This window comes from Pseudomonas sp. WSY_20 (assembly GCF_043104335.1).
Lineage (GTDB): Bacteria > Pseudomonadota > Gammaproteobacteria > Pseudomonadales > Pseudomonadaceae > Aquipseudomonas > Aquipseudomonas parafulva_B.
Genome location: NZ_JBICKP010000018.1, coordinates 96,979 through 115,813, shown reverse-complemented (window position 1 = coordinate 115,813; position 18,835 = coordinate 96,979). Strand labels below are relative to the sequence as shown.

At 61.1% G+C, this 18,835-nt stretch carries 15 protein-coding genes and 1 pseudogene; 9 read left to right on the top strand and 7 right to left on the bottom strand.

All coding sequences use genetic code 11. From position 1 onward, the window contains the following. Nucleotides 1–79: 79 nt before the first annotated feature. Nucleotides 80–2,440, bottom strand: a complete 2,361-nt coding sequence (locus ACF8E5_RS04865) for a DNA polymerase II (protein WP_078478771.1) — start codon at nucleotides 2,438–2,440, stop codon at nucleotides 80–82. A 157-nt stretch (nucleotides 2,441–2,597) separates the two neighbouring features. Continuing rightward, nucleotides 2,598–3,518, bottom strand: a complete 921-nt coding sequence (locus tag ACF8E5_RS04860) for a LysR substrate-binding domain-containing protein (RefSeq protein ID WP_058603856.1) — start codon at nucleotides 3,516–3,518, stop codon at nucleotides 2,598–2,600. 159 nt (nucleotides 3,519–3,677) lie between these two features. Between ACF8E5_RS04860 and ACF8E5_RS04855 the strand changes: the two genes are divergently transcribed. The 8 genes and pseudogenes from ACF8E5_RS04855 (at nucleotide 3,678) to ACF8E5_RS04820 (ending at nucleotide 9,299) form a co-directional block, all read left to right on the top strand. Then, nucleotides 3,678–4,466, top strand: a complete 789-nt coding sequence (locus tag ACF8E5_RS04855) for a YqcI/YcgG family protein (RefSeq protein WP_196124757.1) — start codon at nucleotides 3,678–3,680, stop codon at nucleotides 4,464–4,466. A gap of 1 nt (nucleotide 4,467) precedes the next feature. Continuing rightward, nucleotides 4,468–5,097 (top strand): LysE family translocator, encoded by a 630-nt coding sequence (locus ACF8E5_RS04850; RefSeq protein WP_196185572.1) that lies wholly within the window; start codon nucleotides 4,468–4,470, stop codon nucleotides 5,095–5,097. A 36-nt stretch (nucleotides 5,098–5,133) separates the two neighbouring features. Further along, the gene (locus ACF8E5_RS04845; RefSeq protein WP_058637355.1) at nucleotides 5,134–6,201 is read left to right on the top strand and encodes a hypothetical protein; all 1,068 of its coding nucleotides are present in this window, start codon (nucleotides 5,134–5,136) and stop codon (nucleotides 6,199–6,201) included. A gap of 170 nt (nucleotides 6,202–6,371) precedes the next feature. Then, nucleotides 6,372–7,046: a sel1 repeat family protein gene (locus ACF8E5_RS04840; protein WP_230375053.1), complete on the top strand. Its 675-nt coding sequence runs from the start codon at nucleotides 6,372–6,374 to the stop codon at nucleotides 7,044–7,046. A 122-nt stretch (nucleotides 7,047–7,168) separates the two neighbouring features. Further along, nucleotides 7,169–7,858: an AzlC family ABC transporter permease gene (locus ACF8E5_RS04835; protein ID WP_058637357.1), complete on the top strand. Its 690-nt coding sequence runs from the start codon at nucleotides 7,169–7,171 to the stop codon at nucleotides 7,856–7,858. Next, nucleotides 7,858–8,171: pseudogene (locus ACF8E5_RS04830) on the top strand (AzlD domain-containing protein). Before ACF8E5_RS04835 ends, ACF8E5_RS04830 begins: the two are co-directional and overlap by 1 nt. Continuing rightward, the gene (locus ACF8E5_RS04825) at nucleotides 8,168–9,001 is read left to right on the top strand and encodes an AraC family transcriptional regulator (protein WP_058637359.1); all 834 of its coding nucleotides are present in this window, start codon (nucleotides 8,168–8,170) and stop codon (nucleotides 8,999–9,001) included. Before ACF8E5_RS04830 ends, ACF8E5_RS04825 begins: the two are co-directional and overlap by 4 nt. Nucleotides 9,002–9,071: 70 nt before the next feature. After that, nucleotides 9,072–9,299 (top strand): hypothetical protein, encoded by a 228-nt coding sequence (locus ACF8E5_RS04820; RefSeq protein WP_027914647.1) that lies wholly within the window; start codon nucleotides 9,072–9,074, stop codon nucleotides 9,297–9,299. 34 nt (nucleotides 9,300–9,333) lie between these two features. Here the strand turns inward: ACF8E5_RS04820 and ACF8E5_RS04815 are convergent, their stop codons facing one another. The 5 genes from ACF8E5_RS04815 to ACF8E5_RS04795 all read right to left on the bottom strand — a co-directional run bounded on the left by ACF8E5_RS04815 (nucleotide 9,334) and on the right by ACF8E5_RS04795 (nucleotide 14,764). Continuing rightward, nucleotides 9,334–9,819, bottom strand: coding sequence for a copper chaperone PCu(A)C (locus tag ACF8E5_RS04815; RefSeq protein ID WP_196185575.1), 486 nt, complete (start codon nucleotides 9,817–9,819; stop codon nucleotides 9,334–9,336). Beyond that, a complete protein-coding gene (locus ACF8E5_RS04810) occupies nucleotides 9,820–10,428 on the bottom strand; it encodes an SCO family protein (RefSeq protein ID WP_058603848.1) in 609 nt (202 codons plus the stop codon). A gap of 250 nt (nucleotides 10,429–10,678) precedes the next feature. Continuing rightward, entirely contained in the window at nucleotides 10,679–11,263 is a 585-nt protein-coding gene (gene nfuA, locus ACF8E5_RS04805; protein WP_023536208.1) for a Fe-S biogenesis protein NfuA, read from the bottom strand. A gap of 58 nt (nucleotides 11,264–11,321) precedes the next feature. After that, on the bottom strand, nucleotides 11,322–12,356 hold the full coding sequence (locus ACF8E5_RS04800; RefSeq protein ID WP_392474967.1) for an acyltransferase family protein: 1,035 nt from the start codon (nucleotides 12,354–12,356) through the stop codon (nucleotides 11,322–11,324). 107 nt (nucleotides 12,357–12,463) lie between these two features. Continuing rightward, nucleotides 12,464–14,764: a fatty acid cis/trans isomerase gene (locus tag ACF8E5_RS04795; RefSeq protein ID WP_326383813.1), complete on the bottom strand. Its 2,301-nt coding sequence runs from the start codon at nucleotides 14,762–14,764 to the stop codon at nucleotides 12,464–12,466. 180 nt (nucleotides 14,765–14,944) lie between these two features. Between ACF8E5_RS04795 and metH the strand changes: the two genes are divergently transcribed. After that, a complete protein-coding gene (gene metH / locus ACF8E5_RS04790; RefSeq protein WP_197843964.1) occupies nucleotides 14,945–18,652 on the top strand; it encodes a methionine synthase in 3,708 nt (1,235 codons plus the stop codon). Nucleotides 18,653–18,835: the final 183 nt, after the last annotated feature.

The following is an 18,835-nucleotide window of genomic DNA, read 5'->3' as shown; positions in this document are numbered from 1 at the left end:
TAATCCCGTGAAATGATTGTGCACGGGAGGTTAGCGAGACCTAAGAACAAACCCGTGGCGACGGGGTACTACCTCAGGGTTAAAACAGCAGCATCTGGTCATCGATCAACGCAGAAAAGCTGTCACCCACAAAGGGAAGAATCGCATCGGCGACCGGCTGCAGCTGGCGCGAAAGATAATGGTCATAGTCGATGGGGGCACGACGGTTCTCCAGCGGCTGGGGCCCGGCGGTGGTCATGAGGTAGCTGATCCAGCCCCCCCGCTGGTACTGGAGCGAGCGACCCAGTTGCCGGTTGTAGTCATCGGCAAGCCGTGCGGCCCGTACGTGCGGTGGCACGTTGCGCTGATACTCAGCCAACGGGCGGCGCAGGCGTTTGCGGTACACAAGCGAAGCGTCGTGCTTCCCGCCAAGCATCTGACTGACGTACTCGCGTACGTATTCGCGGTAAGGCTCACCGCGAAAAATTCGCCGGTAGAGCTGCTGCTGGAAGGTTCTGGCCAACGGCGACCAATCGGTGCGTACCGATTCCAGCCCTTTGTAGACCATGTCTTCGGTGCCATCGGCACGCTGGACGAGGCCGGCATAGCGCTTTTTGCTGCCCTCCTCGGTGCCGCGTATGGTGGGCATGAGAAAACGTCGGTAATGGGTTTCGAACTGCAGCTCAAGCGCGCTCTCCAGGCCAAGCGTCTGGCGCAGGTGCTCGCGCCACCACCGATTTACCTCGCTCACCAGTGCATTGCCAATCTGCGCAGCCGCCGCTTCATCGTGGCCGGTCTTGAGCCAGACGAACGTCGAGTCCGTATCGCCGTAGATCACGTCATACCCGCGGGCTTCGACCAGGGCGCGGGTCTGGCGCATGATCTGGTGCCCGCGCAACGTGATCGAGGAGGCCAGACGCGCGTCGAAAAATCGGCAGCCGCTTGAGCCTAATACACCGTAGAAGGCATTCATGATGATTTTCAGCGCCTGTGACAATGGCGCATTGCAATCCTGCTTGGCTTGTTCCCTGGCGCGCCACACACGTTCGACGATCGCCGGTAGACAGTGACGTGTGCGGGAGAAACGCGCCCCTCTGAAACCCTCGACCGAACGCGCGTCATCTGGCTGTTGCAGCCCTTCGGCGAGGCCGACAGGGTCAATCAGAAATGTGCGGATGATCGAGGGGTACAGGCTCTTGTAGTCCAGCACCAGCACCGAATCGTATAGCCCAGGTCGGGAATCCATGACGAACCCGCCGGGGCTGGCTTCTTCGGGGCGGCTGCCCAGGTTGGGCGCGACGTAGCCCTGGCGGTGCATGTGCGGCATGTACAAGTGGCAGAAGGCAGCCACCGAGCCACCGCTGCGGTCTGCCGCCAGGCCCGTGACCGAAGCACGCTCAAGCAGAAACTCCAGCAACCGGGTGTGGGCAAAGATGCGTGTGACCAGTTCACAGTCCTTGAGGTTGTAGCGGGCCAGCGCAGGCTTGTCCTCGGCGAACATGCGATTGATTTCATCCATGCGCTGGTAAGGAGTGCTGATGGCCTTGCCGTCACCCAAGAGGGTTTGCGCAACATTCTCAAGGCTGAACGATGGAAAACTCCACGTTGCCGAGCGCAGCGCTTCGACGCCGTCGATCACTAACCTGCCGGGCACATCGATGAAGACATGGCCACCGCTACCTGACGCGCGCAGAGTCATGGGCGCCCCGCCCCTGCCCAGGTCCATGGCCACTTGTAGCTTTTTGCCGTGTTCATGCAGCAGGCGCAGATCGAACTGCACCACGTTCCAGCCGATGATCGCGTCCGGGTCGTGGCGCGCTATCCAGTGGTTCAGGCAGTGCAGCAACGCACTGCGATCGGCGCAGTAGTGCAGGTCGAAGTCAACCTCACTGGCGTCGCCGTTGGCTGGGCCAAGCATGTACACCTGGCGCTGTCCGCAGCCTTCCAGGGCAATGCTGTACAACTCTCCCCGCTCGGTAGTTTCGATGTCCAGCGACACCAGGCGCAGCGAGGGACGGTAGCTGCCGTGCGGCTTGAGCTGGGCATCGCAGAGCACGCCCCGCTCGTCCAGGCGTCCAGCGAACTGCACAGGGGCTGTAATGAAGCGCTCCATCAGGTAGCGCTCCGGTGGCCTGACATCGGCCTCGTAGACGTCGATACCTGCGGTACGCAGCCGTTGTTCCAGCTGCAACAGCTGCCGGTAGTGCCGGCAGTACAGCCCTACCACTGGGCGTTGATCGAACGTCTTCAACCCAAGCGGGCGCAGCTCTGCATCTGGCTCGTCGGCCAGCAGCAGCTGCGCGTGCGCTTGTTGCGCCTGCGGGACGAACGCCACGTTGACCTGGGGCGCCAGTCTCACTTGCCGAGGGCCCTGATCGGTGGCCAACCACAGCTCCACGCACGTGCCTGCCTGCGTGTCGTACCAGTGCCGGGTCAGGACGAAGCCCTGCTGCAAATCCACTGCCGCGCCCTCTGCATTCGTTGATGATAACAAGTGTAACGGGTGGCCCCCGGCGCACCGGGCCTGGCCTGTGAGACGACAAGATGCTCCGGCATCCAAACCCACGGTGCCCACCGTCGGTGAAGTGGCTGCGCTTGCCGTGTGCGGTACAGCGGGCTCAGCTGTACAGGTAGTTGATGTCCTTGAGCACCAAGGGAGGCACCTGACCGAGGAGAAAATCTCGCAATTTTTGCATCTGACGGGCCTTGGGGCTGTTTTTCAGCCAGGTCATGTAGTAGCCATCCCCAGTTGCCACGGCCTGTTTGAACGGCGTGACCAGGCGCCCGGCTGCCAGGTCGGCACTGGCCAACACCAGATCGACCACGGAGATGCCCAGGCCCTGCTGAGCGGCAGAGATACCTTGATCGAGCGTGTCGAACACCTGGCCCTGGTCGATGCTGACATCGAGGGCATCCATGCGCGCCAACCAGCGCCGCCAGTCGCGCCGATCAGGCGAGGGATGCAGCAATTCACAACGGTTCAGGTCCGACAGCGCAGGTTGCGCCTGTCCCATGTAGTCGGGGTGGCAGACCGGAATGAGCCACTCGTCGAACAGCCTGAAGCTCTCCACATCGGCCGCGAAACGGCCGTTGGCCAGCAAGATGGCGCAATCGTAGGGCTCAGAATAGAAGTCGACGCTGTCGATGTCCATCCACACGCTCGAGAGCTGCACAGTGCAGGTGTCTTCGTGTTTCTTGAAACCGTCCAGTGCCCTTAGCAACCAGCGCACGGTGAGCGTTGAAGGCGCCTTCAAACGCAGGCCGTAGCGATCCTGGCGCAGCAGCGCGCAAGCGTTTTCGATGATCTTGAAACCGACCTTGAGCTCTTGAGAGAGCAGGCGTCCGTGCTCGGTCAGGCTCAACTTGGGCCCTCGCCGTTCGAACAAATCGCAGCCAAACATGCCCTCGAGGGTCTTGATATGGTGGCTGACTGCGCCTTGGGTCAGTGCAAGCTCTTCCGCCGCCTTGGTGAACGAACCATAGCGGGACGCGACCTCGAACGCACGCAGTGCATGCAAGGCCTGAATCCTTTCCGACATTGACGCCTCCTGAGTATTAGCAAGACTAATAGTAGGTCATAGTTTCACGCGTTTTACAACCTGCTGATAGTTCTTGAAAATGCATTAAAAAAACATACATAACCTAGATCCTGCCTGAAACTGCGTAGATCGTTCATCAATTAAAAGTTTGGGGAAACCATGTTTACGGGATATGGACAATGCTATCGCCTGGATGCGTTTGAGCAGACCCTCGAACATGCGTGCATCGAACCACACTGGACAACCGCTGCACTGCAACACTTTCGCCATACTGTTGCCAATCCGGATTTCCCCTGCCTGTTCGGGCGCAAGGCGGTCAATGCGCAAACTTGCTACGTTCTTTTCGCCAGCGCTGAACAACTGGCTGATGACATCGCTCAAGGGCTGGCCAGCTATGTCGGGTTGATGGATCCGATTGCGCCTAAGCTTCGCATCGGCCACCCGTTGGTGGCGTTTCTAGAAACAGTGACCGACATGCCGCTCGCGCAACAGCAGGCACTTGCCTGGAAGGTGCTGCAAGGCGTTCACGCACGAGATCCCAACCCCTGGCCCCAGACAGTGCCGGCCGACCCCGCAAACAGCGGCTGGTCGTTCTGCTTTGCCGGCATGCCGCTGTTCATCAACATGAATTTCCCGGGCCACCAGCAGATGAAAAGCCGCAACCTGGGCAAACACATCACATTCGTCATCAACCCGCGCGAGAACTTCGACGAAGTGGCCAATGTCGCCACCACGAGCGGCCAGCGCATCCGCGAGCGCATTCGCCAGCGGGTCGGCCACTACAACGACGGGGTAATGCCTGACAGCCTCGGCTTCTTCGGTGAAGCGGATAACTTTGAGTGGACGCAATATCAATTACAGGAAACCGGTTCGTTGAACCCGGCACGCTGCCCTTTCCATGCCCGGACCGCAGTGCCTGCCACCCCCGACAACATGATCGAGAACTGACGTGAATACCGCCCTGACTGCCTCCTACGTCCTTACCGTCCTGCTGCTGATCGCCACTCCAGGTCCGGTCGTGGCATTGATCGTCAATACCGCAGCCGCTTCTGGCTCACGCAAGGCCATTTTCACGGCCTTGGGCACCAACTGGGCCTCGCTGGTACTGATCGGCGCAGCGGCGTGGATCATCCTCACCAGCGCGGCCATCGACAGGGCGTGGCTTAGTGCCATGAGCCTGTTGGGTTGCCTGTTCATCGGCTATATCGCCGTCGGCACGCTCAGGGAGGCGCTCGCAAGCCCGCAGCCAGACCAACGGCCCGAAAGCGCCAAACCCGTGAGCCGCGGGGGGCTGTGGCAAGGCTTCATGGTGGGGATCTCCAACCCCAAGGACATCATTTTCTTCATCGCCTTTTTCCCGCAGTTCATCCAGATCACCGAGTCGTTCGGCAAAAGCATGGTCGTGCTTTCACTGCTCTGGATCGTGATCGACTTCGCCGTGCTGAGTCTTTATATCTTTGCCATCGGCAAGATCGCGTCAGCGCGCAGCCAACGATTCATCAGCCTTGCGTCCGGCGTGGCATTGCTGTTGATCGCCATCGGCGGGCTTTTGTACAACCTCAAGGAGCTTACCGCCTAGCCCCTTGCCTGACGCGCTGTCTTGCCAGGAGTCCCGATGTCCACTCCCAGTCGCCAAGGGCTTGCGCCTTTGCAGCTTGAGTACCAACAGCTGCTTGCCCAGGCCACCCAGTGCGCCACCCAACGCGTTCGGGTACACGAAACCGGGTTCAGCTCGGCCGTCGTCAATACCGACGCCTTGGGCCTTCGCTACAGCCATTTCAACGGCCGGCGGTTTTCGGTGGCTGAACGCGACAGCACTGCGCGGATCAATCTGCTGGTCGGAGGCTCGGTGGCGATGGGCATCGGGGCCAGTTCCGATGAATACACCGTGGCCTCGCAGCTGTCGGCGCTGACCGGAGAACTCTGGCTGAGCCTGGCCGGGTGCGGGCTGGATGCGAGCCAGGAACTATTGATGTTCCTCACTCATGAGCACCGCCTGGCACCGCTGGGACATGTGGTCATACTCAGCGGACTCAACAGCCTGGCACACGAAGCGCTTTGGGACATCAGCGCCTGCTCACATGAGCCTCAGCAGATCAATGACTGGCAAACGTCGCTGGCCGGTTCAGAGCAAGCCCAGGCAGCACCACAGCCTGGCCTGAGCCTCTGGCAGCGGCTGAGCCAGGTGCTGGCACCTCCGGCCGCCGCGCCTCGGCCACGTCGGCCCTTCGAGGCACTTTCCCCAGCAGAAAAACGCACCGCCCAGGCAGCCGACCATATTGCTCGCTCAGTGCAGCAATGGGATCGACTGCTAGGCAGCGCTCACACTACCCTCACCTTCATCCTTCAACCCCTGGTGCACTGGTGTCGCGATACCCTGCCAGCGGGTGAGCAGTTCATGCTCAGCGCACTTCAGCAAACGCCAGGGAACATCGACCGCTTGCTCGAAGGCGTTTTCGATCGCAAGGTGCATGCGGCATTCTTTCGCCGCATTCGCGAACAAGCCGCACCGGTGCCCTGCTTCGACATGAACTGCATGCTCGACAGCTCGCCAGCCTTCGGTTCGGACCTGTTCATCGACCGCTTGCACCTCAACGACATGGGGCAGACCGCGCTGGCCAACGTGATCACGGCCAAGCTCGGCCTTGCCCGGGAAAAACCACTGTCCGCGAGCACTCTATAGTGCTCTACTGATTGACAATCGTCGGGTGGTCTTTCGGACGGCCCTGTTGCATGGATAGAATAGTCCGTCGTTCCGATTGCCTGAGGCGTACGCTTGACTGTCATGAATAGAGAAGCCGTCCATCCTTGCCTGGCAACTGGCGAGGCGAGCCTGTGAGTCGCTTGCCGCAGATGGCGCTGATGCTGGCCGCGCTGCTGCCTACGGCGGGGCACGCACTGGAAGTGTCCATCGACCCCCATGCCGATCTGCTCTACCGCCAGGCACTGCCTCTTCTGGAACAGGCAGATACTCAAGAGGACGAAAGCGTCTTGCGCACAGCCCTGGATAGCGACCCAGAGCTGCGGCGCCAGGGGCAGGCCATGGCCCACACGTTGCCGACTGCGGTGGCACTGCTCAAGAAATCGGTCGCACTCGGCCACCCAGTGGCGCAGTACCGTCTGGCGCTTTACTACATGACTTACTTGCCTGCCGCGCAGATACCCGACGCCGCCTGCCCTCTGCTCCAGGCAAGCCTCGACCAAGGGTTTGCGCCGTCGGCACCAGCCATTGCCACCTGGTGCCCACCTTACAACGCCAGCGCCCAGTACCGCGCCGCACTGGAGGCCGTACCGAGCATGGCAACCCTCTATGCGCCCTACTATCCCCAGCCTGCCACCCGCATGGCCTGCAGCCGCAGCCAGCCCCAGGGCCTTGAGATGCTATGGGGGCGACAGCGCGATTATCAGGCCGAGGTCTACCGCCTGCTGGGTGATCTGGATCCGCAACATCGCCACTCATTGCTGCAAAAAGCGGTAGAGACCAATGGCTGTGTAACGGCGCAGCAGCATTTGACCAGCCGGCCTTGACCCCAGGCCGCCGGGGGCCTCAGCGCGGCGCACCAAATGGGTGACAACAGAGCAAGAACGTTCAAGCCATCACCTGTGGTGGCTTGGCATGCTGGCCTGCCTTGTCCACATGCCCGCTTCCTATGCCGTCCATCGCACGTCACGCCTTTTTGCAGGGCGCCATCGCCATCATGCCGCTGTCGCTTGCCGTCGCGCCCTGGGGCCTGCTGGCCGGCTCCATGGCCATCGAAGCCAACCTCAGCGCCTGGGAAAGCCAGGGGCTCTCGGCGATCGTCTTTGCCGGCGCTGCGCAGCTGGTGGCCATCGGCATGCTCAAAAGTGGTGCCAGCCTGGCCTCCATACTGCTGACAACCTTGTTACTCACCTCACAGCACCTGCTTTACGGGCTGTCGATGCGCCCAGCGCTCTCCCCCTTGCCACTGCACTGGCGCCTGGGGCTTGGATTTCTGCTGACCGATGAGTTCTTTGCCCTGACCAGTCGGCACGACCACCAGCATTTCAATCGCTGGTATGCCTTAGGTCTAGGCTTCACATTCTACGTTGCATGGAATCTGTTCACGTGGGTCGGAATCGTGCTGGGGCAAAGCATTCCACACCTTGATCAGCTAGGCCTGGACTTCTCCATCGTCGCCACTTTCGTCGCCTTGATCACGCCCCTGGTACGTAATCTGCCTACGCTCGCGTGCGTCGCCGTTTCACTGGCCGCTTCAGTACTGCTCAGCCATTGGCAGTGGGAAACGGCCTTGGTCAGCGCCGGCCTGCTTGGGATGAGCACCGGCTTCGCATGCCAGAAACTTCGGAGGACCGTTTGATGACCTGGCTGCTCATCATCGGCATGGGCATAGTGGTGTTCCTCAATCGCTATGCTTTTCTCGAACCGCGCCTACCGTTGCGCCTGAGCGCCCATGCGCGTCAATTCCTGGGCTTTGCGGTGCCAGGTATGCTCACGGCCATCTGCGGCCCTATCATCTTCTTGCCAGGGCATACGCTTAACCTGCAACCGCTCAACCGTACCTGCTGGGGGCGGTGGTGGCTGCCGCACTGGTGTGGTTGACCCGTAGCGTGATGCTGAGCATGCTGTTGAGCATGTTGATTTTCTTCGTCCTGCGAAGCGTCCTTTCATGAACACCACTACCCGTGAGCAAACGCATCTATGGCAGGCACCGGCGCTGGGCGATGTGGAAATGCTGCACGCCCAGTATGTGCAACAACGGTTTGCACCACACGTGCATGAAGGCTATGTGTTCACCGTGATCGAATCCGGTGCCCAGCGTTTCTGGCACCGGGGCAGCGAGCATCTTGCACCGGTTGGCAGCATGGTCCTGATCAATCCGGACGAACTGCATACCGGTGCCAAGGCCCACGAGGCCGGGTGGCGTTATCGCGGGTTCTACCCTGAACATGAGCGCGTTACCGGTGTGCTGGATGAATTGGAACTGGGCCATGGGGGGATGCCGCGCTTTCGCGATAGCGTGATCCATGATGCTGGCCTTGCCAGCGCCTTCAGCCAACTGCATCAGCTGTCCGAAAGCAGCGCCAGCGCACTGCAACAGCAAACCGTATGGCGCCAGGCGGTGTTGGCGCTGGTTCAACGCCACGGACGCCTGGCCGATCTGTCTGCCCCTGGTCGCGAGCCTCGTGCTGTTGCACGCGCACGAGAGTTGCTCGAAACCCACTTGGCTGACCCGCCGTCGCTGGAGTTACTGGCGGCTGCCGTCAACCTGTCGCCGTTTCACTTCGCACGGGTGTTTCGCCAGGCAACGGGCATGCCCCCTCACGCCTGGCTCAAGCAGCGACGCCTTGTAAGGGCCAGGGAGCTGCTCAAGGAGGGGCAGCCGCCTGCGACAGTGGCGTTCAGCCTGGGCTTTGCCGACCAGAGCCATCTGAACAGACAGTTCAAGCAAGCCTATGGCATCACCCCGGGGGCCTACCGGCTAGCCTGCTTCGCCGCGTGAGCGCGTCAATGCGGCGCAGGCGTCTGGCCATGGCGCTGCTACACTCAAAAGGCTGAAAGGAGGAGCCGTCATGTCCGAAAGAGAGATCACCACCCTTCTGTCACTGATGAACCAGCGGCAAGCGTGCCTTAGCACTGCTTGCAAGGAGATTGCCGACTGGATCGATCGCCAGGGCGACCTGCCGGCGGCCGGCAAAATAAGGGCAAGCCTGAAGGCCTTGGAAGCTGACGAAGCACGTGTGCGGCGTGCGCTGACGTCATTGACGCTGGACAGGCCACTGCCGAAATTTCGCAGTTGACCCAGCTGGGGCCGCAAGGCAGCCCCGCCAGGTGTTACGGGTGGCTCATGTGCATATGTTCATGCTCACCTTGCGCCTGCGCAGTGAGCGCGCGTACCTGAGCTTGCACGGCCACTGTCTCGGCGGTGCCATCGGCGGTTTCTACCGTCAGCGTCAGCGGAACCTGCTGGCCTTCCTTCACCTGATCGTTCAAGCCCATCAGCATCACGTGCAGGCCATTGGGGTCCAGGGTGACAGGCTTACCGGCCGGCAGCGCGACAGCCTTGACCTCACGCATGCCCATGACGTCCCCGTTCATGGTCATTTCATGCACTTGTACAGTCTTGGCCACAGGCGAGGCGACACTGACCAGCTTGCTGTCGCTACTGGCGGTAATGGTCATGAAGGCACCGGTCGACTGCTGGTGAGGCACGCTGGCGCGCACCCACGCCTCGCTGACTGTGGTCTGGGCCATTACCGGCCCAGTGAGGCCCAGCAGGACCAACGCAGCCAGGCCGCGCTTAACGGATTGCAATGACATTCAGCAGATCTCCATCAGGGTAACCAGGTCTTCGGCACATTCCTTGGCTGTGAGGGAATGCCCGAGGCTCAGCCGCAGGGTGCCACGGGTGTCGTAAACGTAGCTGGTGGACGAATGTGAAATGGTATAGGTGTCACCGGCCGGGACTTTTTCGTAGAACACCTTGAACTCCCTGGCCACGGCGTCGATTTCTTCAGGCGTACCGGTGAGCGCGACGAAGGTCGGGTCGAACGCCTTGACGTAGGCATCGAGCACTTGCGGCGTATCGCGTTCTGGATCGAGGGTAATGAATACCACCTGGAACAGATCACGGTCTCGGCCGCGCAGCAGTTTGCGGATCTGGGCGGCTCGTGCCAGGGTGGTCGGGCAGATGGCCGGGCACTGGGTGAAGCCGAAGAAGACCATCGGCATGCTGCCGTAGAAGCTTGACAGGGTACGGACGTTGCCTTGGGGATCGCGCAGCGAGAACTTGCGCCCAAGGATTTCGTTGCTCATGTTCTTGCCATACTTGAACTCGAGCCCACGCGCCGGACTGCAACCTGCCAGCAGGCCAAGCCCAAGAACGCCCATGCCGGCGACGACTGCACGCCGACTCAGAAGATCATTCATGAAACCATCCTTTACAGGGAAGGTGCCGACCCTCGGGGCGGGCCGGGCAGAAAACCGGCGCATTCTGGCATGCCCCCCAAGTACCTTCTACCCACTGGCGGCGATTAACCCCTGCAGGCCGCTGATTACGGGCAGCGGCCGATTGTCGCAGGGCTTGCAAACGTAACAGTTTGTTGCTAGTGCAGTGCGGCACGTCGCCTTCCAGGGCCAGCGCCAAACCAGATTCCAGCTCGGTGCAACCCCTGATGCCCTAGTAGTAGGCGTTTTCTTTCTGGCTATGGTCCGTCACATCACGCACACCCTTGAGCTCAGGAATGCGCTCGAGGAGTGTCCGCTCGATGCCTTCCTTGAGGGTGACGTCCGCCTGACCGCAACCTTGGCAGCCGCCGCCAAATTGCAGGACAGCGATGCCCTCGTCGACGACATCCACCAGGCTCACCTGACCGCCATGACTGGCCAGGCCAGGGTTGATTTCGGTCTGCAGATAGTAGTTGATGCGTTCGTTGATCGGGCTGTCTTCATTGACCATCGGCACCTTGGCGTTAGGCGCCTTGATGGTCAACTGGCCACCCATGCGGTCGGTGGCATAATCCACCAGCGCATCTTCCAGGAACGGCACGCTGACAGCGTCGAGGTAGGCAGTGAAGCTTTTGAGGCCCACAGCAGTGTCATCAGGCTTCTCTTCCCCCGGCTTGCAATAGGCGATGCACGTCTCGGCGTACTGGGTACCCGGCTGGGTGATGAAGATACGAATGCCGATACCCGGCGTGTTCTGCTTGGACAGCAGATCAGCCAGGTAGTCATGGGCGGCGTCGGTAATGGTTATAGCGCTCATGTAGGTTCCTCACAGACTTGTACGCCAGTGTACGCCAACGCAGCCCTCTAACAAAGTCCTAGTATTTGACTCGGGAAAGCACATACGGCTGCGCCTGCACGCTCGGTGCTTGCATCCAGGCCTGCATGTAACGGTACAGGCCGCGCTCGATCCACTGGTAACTGAGCCACGACAGCAGTGCGATGCAAGGCACGCAGACGGCGAATGTCAGGTACGGGTCCAGCCCCTGTTGCTGGCTGGCAAACCAGCCCAGGTGCAGGACCAGCACATGGATCAGGTACACCGAATACGAGCAGTCGCCCAGCGCCTTGAGTACGCGATTGCCAGTGAACAGCGGCTCCATGGCGATGAAGGCCAGGACGACCATTGCGCTGGGCAGGCCCCAATGCAGCAGCCGTTGAGAGGCGTCTAGCTGATAAATGGCCAGCGCGGCCACTGCCAGAAGCCCCAGCGGGACCCAGACACCCTGACGGATCAGACCACGGCGATGCAGCACCCCGATACCGATGCCGAGCAGGAATTCATAGACGATGTCATTGTTGTAGAAATGACTGACCACGCCCAGGCGCCCCAGGACCTCGCTCACCACTACCAACAGCCCGGCCACCACCAGCAAGTGCAGGCGCCGGCCAACGAGAAACGCCATCCCGAACAGCAGGTAGAACATCATCTCGAAGTTCAAGGTCCAGCCGACGTTCAGGGTGGGGTACATACCGTAGCCACCTGGGTTCTCTGCCGGTATGAAAAAGAGTGAACGCAATAGGTGCTGCCAGGTGAACACCTGATGCGGCATCCATTGACTGAAGGCCAGCAGCATCAAGGCCATCAAGGCCGAGTAGAACCAGTAGGCCGGCACGATACGCAGCACTCGGTTTAGCAGAAACTGATGCGGGACAACCTGCTTGTCGCAGGTCGAAAGGTAGATGACCAACCCGCTGATGGCGAAGAAGATATCCACGCCGACCGCACCCCGATCAGTGAACAATTGACCGACAGGCCCGGACGCGTGAAAGTCGAAAAAAACCTGCATGAAGTGGTGGCATACGACCACCCAGGCGGCGAAAGCACGAAGTGCCTGAAGCGAATACAGCATGAAGTACCCTGCGTTTGCCGGTGCATTCAGGCACCGGCTGCAGCGCAGCTGCCGGTGCCACTCATGGCTTGGGACCGCAGGAGGGCGCGAAAGGTCAGCGCGCCCGATCAGAGGTTTTCGTAGCGGTTCATGTCCAGCACGCCGGCCTCCACCGGGTCGGTTTCCAGTATGAACGCACTCAGGTCATGGAAATAACGCCAGAATTGCGGGTGGGTTCGGCGTATACCCCATCGCTCGACGATGCGCTCGAAGCGAGCGGTATCATCCTTGGCCTGACTCATCAGGTCGACGAAAACCGCTACTTCGGCGGCTGGCACGTTGAACATGAAGTTGGGGTAGCTGGTCATGACCCCGGGCTGCAAGGTCAGGGTATCGAGGCCCGGCTGGTAACGATAAGCCTCGCCCAACAGGAATGCCACGTTGCTGTGCGCCCGGTTGCGCATCAAGGTATAGACCTGCCGCTGCCCACCCTGCCCTTCGATGCGCAGCAGCGTCGCCTCGGGCAATTGATTGATCACTTTCAACCCTGCGGCCGGACGCGAAACCAGCCGGCTGAGGGACTGCTCTGCATTGCGGAACTCTTCAGTTAACTGCGGCCGCGAACAGTACGCCCCCTGGCAGCGGTTGATCGGGTCGGGTGAAGCATTGATGCTGGCGGTCCGCGCGATCAGCTGCAACCCGAAGTCGCGTTTGGGGTCGTGTGAGCTAAGGGCAAGGCCGCTTGGGGTATCGGCGTCGATGTTTTCGTAGTCGAGCCACATCTTTATCTTGCCGCTGTCCTGATACCAGTCGCTCAGGATGCTTTGGCGCGCCTCGGCCGGCATCAGGCGCAGGAAGTTGACCTCGGCGCCGTTGCGGATCAGGTCGAAGTACAGGCGCGTCTGCAACTGGTGCGACAGGTTGCCGAAGACGTCGAAGTTGACCGCCAGCTGGTAGTAGGTGCGCTCGAGCAAGGGGTAGTCGAACAACCACATCGTCAGGGGCACATCCCCCACCAGGCCCTTGGTCACTGTAGCGCTGTCGAAGTGACGGAAGATGCTCAGCAACGCGTTGTCGTTGCCTGTCCACAAGGTCGACCAGCCCGGGGCCGGCATGTCGGCATAGGCCTCACGGCGCAGTTTCTCGTACTCGTTGCGCTTGTCGCGATAGGCACGCCACAGTGCGAGCACACTGCCCACATCGTCGTTCTGACCCGGCATGGCGAGCAAGGGCGTGGCCTTGCCACGGTAACGGGCATCGGTGACGTAGCGGTCGAAGGCAGGCTCCTGGAACAGCGCCCAGAAGTTGTCGCGGATCACGTCCGTGGCAATCTGCCCACGGCACACCGGCCCGCGTATGAAGGTGCGTACGAAGTACTCGGCGTTGTCGAGCATGAATTGGTAGCGTGCCACCGCCGGGATCGCCTCGAAGGTTTCAAAAGGGTTGGCGCGGTGACGAGGGCCGTAGCCTGGCAGCGTGGTCACCTGCCAATCGCCGGCGTAGAAGAGCTGTTTGACCCGCTTGAGTTTTTGCGGACCGAGGGGGTATGTGATGTGTGTCTTGTGCACGATCACGCCCTGGATGGGAATCAGGCGATAGAAGAACTCTGTTCCGGGCGGATCATTGGGCCTGCGCGTGGCGATGATATCGGCAGGCTGCCCGCTGGGCGTGCGCGAGCGCACCCATTGGAAAAAGTGCCCCTGCTCACCCCCGGTAAAGTGGATGTGGGCGAGGAACAGATGCTCGTACAACCAACGCCCCACCAAGGCTTCTGAAGCTCCTGGACGATTGAGCAGCGCTTCCCATTCGGCGATCTGACGGGCTTCGCTGGCACTGGGCTTGATCGCCTGGTACTCGACTGGCGCACCCGCCGCCAGCCAGCCACGCAGTGTCGCGTATTCCTGGTCCGTCAGGCCGGTGACGGCCAGCGGCATGCCTTCTTTGGGATGCGCACCGGCGTAGGCGTCGAACTCGTGGGGCAACGGGCACATATTGTTGCGGTTCAGGCCTAGTGCAATCTCATCCGGTACCTTGGCATTCGGGGTGAGCGGCGTCTTGTGCCCCAGTTCGAGCATGCGCGCCATCAAAGCGGCTTGGCTGCCCTGGTTGTCGAGCACCGAATAGAAGCCCTTCTTGCGCCACTCGGCCTCGCCATGAGCGTCATAGAACAACCGGGTGGGCGCCACGGCCTTGCTGCGCTCGCCCTGGTAAACGGGCACCTTGCTGGCGCCGCGCACGGCGCCTTCGGCTGCCTCCAGCTTCAGCTGGCAGGCAGCGTCGTTGCAGGCGTGGCAGGCGACGCATTTTTCGGTGAAGATCGGCTGGACATCACGGGTGTAGGAGATGGCTGGACTTGCTTGAAGACCTTGCCCGAACGCCGCGCTACTGAGTAAGAGAGCGACAAAGCCGGCAAGCATACGATGCACCATGTGCGAGATGTCCTGATTATGTGCAGCCAACGCAATAAGCATGGGCAGTGTTTGTATTAATAGCTGAGTAAGACCCAGGCAACATGAACATATTTCATGGAAACCGAGCGCACCCCTAAAAACCGTGCAGCTTTGTTATGATTCAGCACTTTCTGATTTCCGCCCGTCCAGGTAGTTCATATGTCCGACCGCAGCGCTCGTCTTCACGCCCTTCAACAAGCACTTAAAGAGCGCATCCTGATTCTCGATGGCGGCATGGGCACCATGATTCAAAGCTACCGGTTGGAGGAAGCCGACTATCGTGGCACGCGCTTTGCCGATTGGCCAAGCGACGTCAAAGGTAACAATGACCTGCTGCTGCTGAGTCGTCCAGATATCATCGCGGCCATCGAGAAGGCTTACCTGGACGCGGGCGCCGATATCCTCGAGACCAACACCTTCAACGCCACCCAGATCTCCCAGGCCGACTATGGCATGGAATCGCTGGTGTATGAATTGAACGTGCAAGGGGCGCGCATCGCCCGCCAAGTGGCCGATGCCAAGACGCTGGAAACACCCGACAAGCCGCGCTTCGTGGCGGGCGTGCTCGGCCCGACCAGCCGCACCTGCTCGATCTCTCCCGATGTGAACGACCCGGGCTACCGCAACGTCACGTTCGACGCGCTGGTGGAAAACTACATCGAGGCCACCCGCGGGCTGATCGAGGGCGGTGCCGACCTGATCCTGATCGAAACCATCTTCGACACCCTCAATGCCAAGGCGGCGATCTTCGCCGTGCAGCAGGTGTTCGAGGACGACGGCATCGGCCTGCCGATCATGATTTCCGGCACCATCACCGATGCCTCCGGCCGCACATTGTCCGGGCAGACCACCGAAGCCTTCTGGAACTCGGTCCGGCACGCCAAGCCTATATCCGTCGGCCTGAACTGCGCATTAGGCGCCAAGGACTTGCGCCCTTACCTGGAAGAGTTGTCGAGCAAGGCCGATACTCACGTTTCGGCCCACCCCAATGCGGGCTTGCCCAATGCCTTCGGTGAGTACGACGAAACCCCGGCGGAAATGGCGGCCGTGGTCGAGGAGTTCGCCGCCAGTGGCTTCTTGAACATCATTGGCGGTTGCTGTGGCACCACCCCTGGGCATATTCAGGCAATCGCCGAGGCCGTGGCCAAGTACCCGCCACGGCCAATCCCGGAGATCGCCAAGGCGTGCCGCCTCTCGGGCCTGGAGCCCTTCACCATTGATCGCCAGTCGTTGTTCGTCAACGTCGGTGAGCGCACCAACATCACCGGCTCGGCCAGGTTCGCGCGGCTGATTCGCGAGGAAAACTACACCGAGGCCCTGGAAGTGGCGCTGCAGCAGGTAGAGGCCGGCGCCCAGGTCATCGACATCAACATGGACGAAGGGATGCTCGACTCCCAGGCGGCCATGGTCCGTTTCCTCAACCTGATCGCCGGCGAGCCGGACATCTCGCGCGTGCCGATCATGATCGACTCTTCGAAGTGGGAGGTGATCGAGGCTGGCCTCAAGTGCATCCAGGGCAAAGGCATCGTCAACTCCATTTCCATGAAAGAAGGCGTTGAGCAGTTCAAGCACCATGCCCGCTTGTGCAAGCGCTATGGCGCAGCCGTGGTGGTCATGGCCTTCGACGAGGTTGGCCAGGCCGACACTGCCGCGCGCAAACAGGAAATCTGCAAGCGCAGCTACGACATTCTGGTCAACGAGGTGGGCTTCCCCGCAGAAGACATCATCTTCGACCCGAATATCTTCGCTGTCGCCACCGGCATCGAGGAACACAACAACTATGCCGTGGATTTCATCGAGGCCTGCGCCTATATCCGCGACCACCTGCCGCACGCCTTGACCTCGGGTGGGGTGTCCAACGTGTCGTTCTCGTTCCGGGGCAATAACCCGGTGCGCGAGGCGATTCACTCGGTGTTCCTGTACCACGCCATCGCCAACGGCCTGACCATGGGCATCGTCAATGCCGGGCAGTTGGAAATCTACGACCAGATCCCCGCGCCGTTGCGGGAAAAGGTCGAGGATGTGGTGCTCAACCGCACGCCCCAGGGCACCGATGCGCTGCTGGCCATTGCCGACGACTACAAAGGCGGCGGTGCCACGCGGGAAGTCGAGAACGAACAGTGGCGCTCGCTGCCGGTGGAAAAGCGCCTGGAGCATGCGCTGGTCAAGGGCATCACGGCGTTCATCGTCGAGGACACCGAGGCGTGCCGCCAGCAATGTGCGCGGCCGATCGAGGTCATCGAAGGCCCCTTGATGAGCGGCATGAACGTGGTCGGCGACCTGTTCGGCGCCGGCAAGATGTTCCTGCCCCAAGTGGTCAAGTCGGCCCGGGTGATGAAGCAAGCCGTTGCGCACTTGATTCCGTTCATCGAAGCCGAGAAAGGCGACAAGCCCGAGGCCAAGGGCAAGATCCTGATGGCGACGGTCAAGGGCGATGTGCACGACATCGGCAAGAACATCGTCGGCGTGGTGCTCGGCTGCAACGGCTACGACATCGTCGACCTGGGGGTGATGGTGCCCGCCGAGAAGATCCTGCAGACGGCTCGGGACGAGAAATGCGACATCATTGGCCTGTCGGGCCTGATCACACCGTCGCTGGACGAGATGGTGCATGTGGCGCGCGAGATGCAGCGCCAGGGTTTCGAACTGCCGTTGATGATTGGCGGCGCCACCACCTCCAAGGCCCATACGGCCGTGAAGATCGAGCCCAAGTACAGCAATGACGCCGTGATCTACGTCACCGATGCGTCTCGCGCCGTCGGCGTGGCGACGCAATTGCTGTCCAAGGAGCTCAAGGCGGGTTTCGTCGAAAGCACACGCCAGGACTACGAAGAGGTACGCGCACGCACGGCCAATCGCAGCGCCCGGACCGAGCGCCTCACCTACGCCCAGGCAGTGGCGGCCAAACCCCAGTACGACTGGGCCGGCTACCAGCCAGCCGTACCCTCCTTCACTGGCACCAAGGTCCTGCATAACATCGACCTGCGCACCCTGGCCCAATACATCGACTGGACGCCGTTCTTCATCTCTTGGGACCTGGCGGGCAAGTTCCCGCGAATTCTCACGGACGAAGTCGTTGGCGAGGCGGCGACTGCCCTGTATGCGGACGCCTGCGAAATGCTCGACAAACTGATCGACGAAAAACTCATCAGTGCTCGCGCAGTGTTTGGCTTCTGGCCCGCCAACCAGGTGGCCGATGACGACATCGAGGTGTACGGCGAAGACGGCGCTGCGCTGGCGACCTTGCACCACCTGCGCCAGCAGACCATCAAGCCCGACGGCAAGCCCAACTGGTCGCTGGCCGACTTCGTGGCCCCCAAGGCCAGCGGTGTGACCGACTACGTGGGCGGGTTCATCACCACGGCCGGTATCGGGGCCGAAGAAGTCGCCAAGGCGTACCAGGACAAAGGCGACGACTACAGCTCGATCATGGTCAAGGCCCTGGCCGATCGCCTGGCCGAGGCCTGCGCCGAATGGTTGCATGAGCAGGTGCGCAAGGATTACTGGGGGTATGCCCGGGAGGAGCAGCTGGACAACGAAGCGCTGATCAAGGAGCAGTACCGTGGCATCCGTCCAGCGCCGGGCTACCCGGCATGCCCCGACCACACCGAGAAAGAAACCCTGTTCCGCCTGCTCGACGGCAGCGCCATCGGCGAAACCGGCCCAAGCGGCGTCTTCCTGACCGAGCATTACGCCATGTTCCCGGCCGCGGCTGTCAGCGGCTGGTATTTCGCCCACCCGCAGGCGCAGTACTTTGCAGTGGGCAAGGTGGACAAGGATCAGATCGAGTGCTACAGCACCCGCAAAGGTCAACCAATAAGTGTCAGCGAGCGCTGGCTGGCGCCAAACCTTGGGTATGACAGCTAAGGCACACCCGCATCCAGCTGTTCCCGTGGGGCGCAGCTGGAAACAAGGCGCGTCAGTGTTGATGCGCCATGTGATCGGTGAGCAGGATTAGGGGTGAGTGCCCCAATACACCGCCGTGATGACGACCAGCGCGACCAGGCACAGGATTGCCCAGGTATCGACGCCATGGCTGGGCTTGCGCAA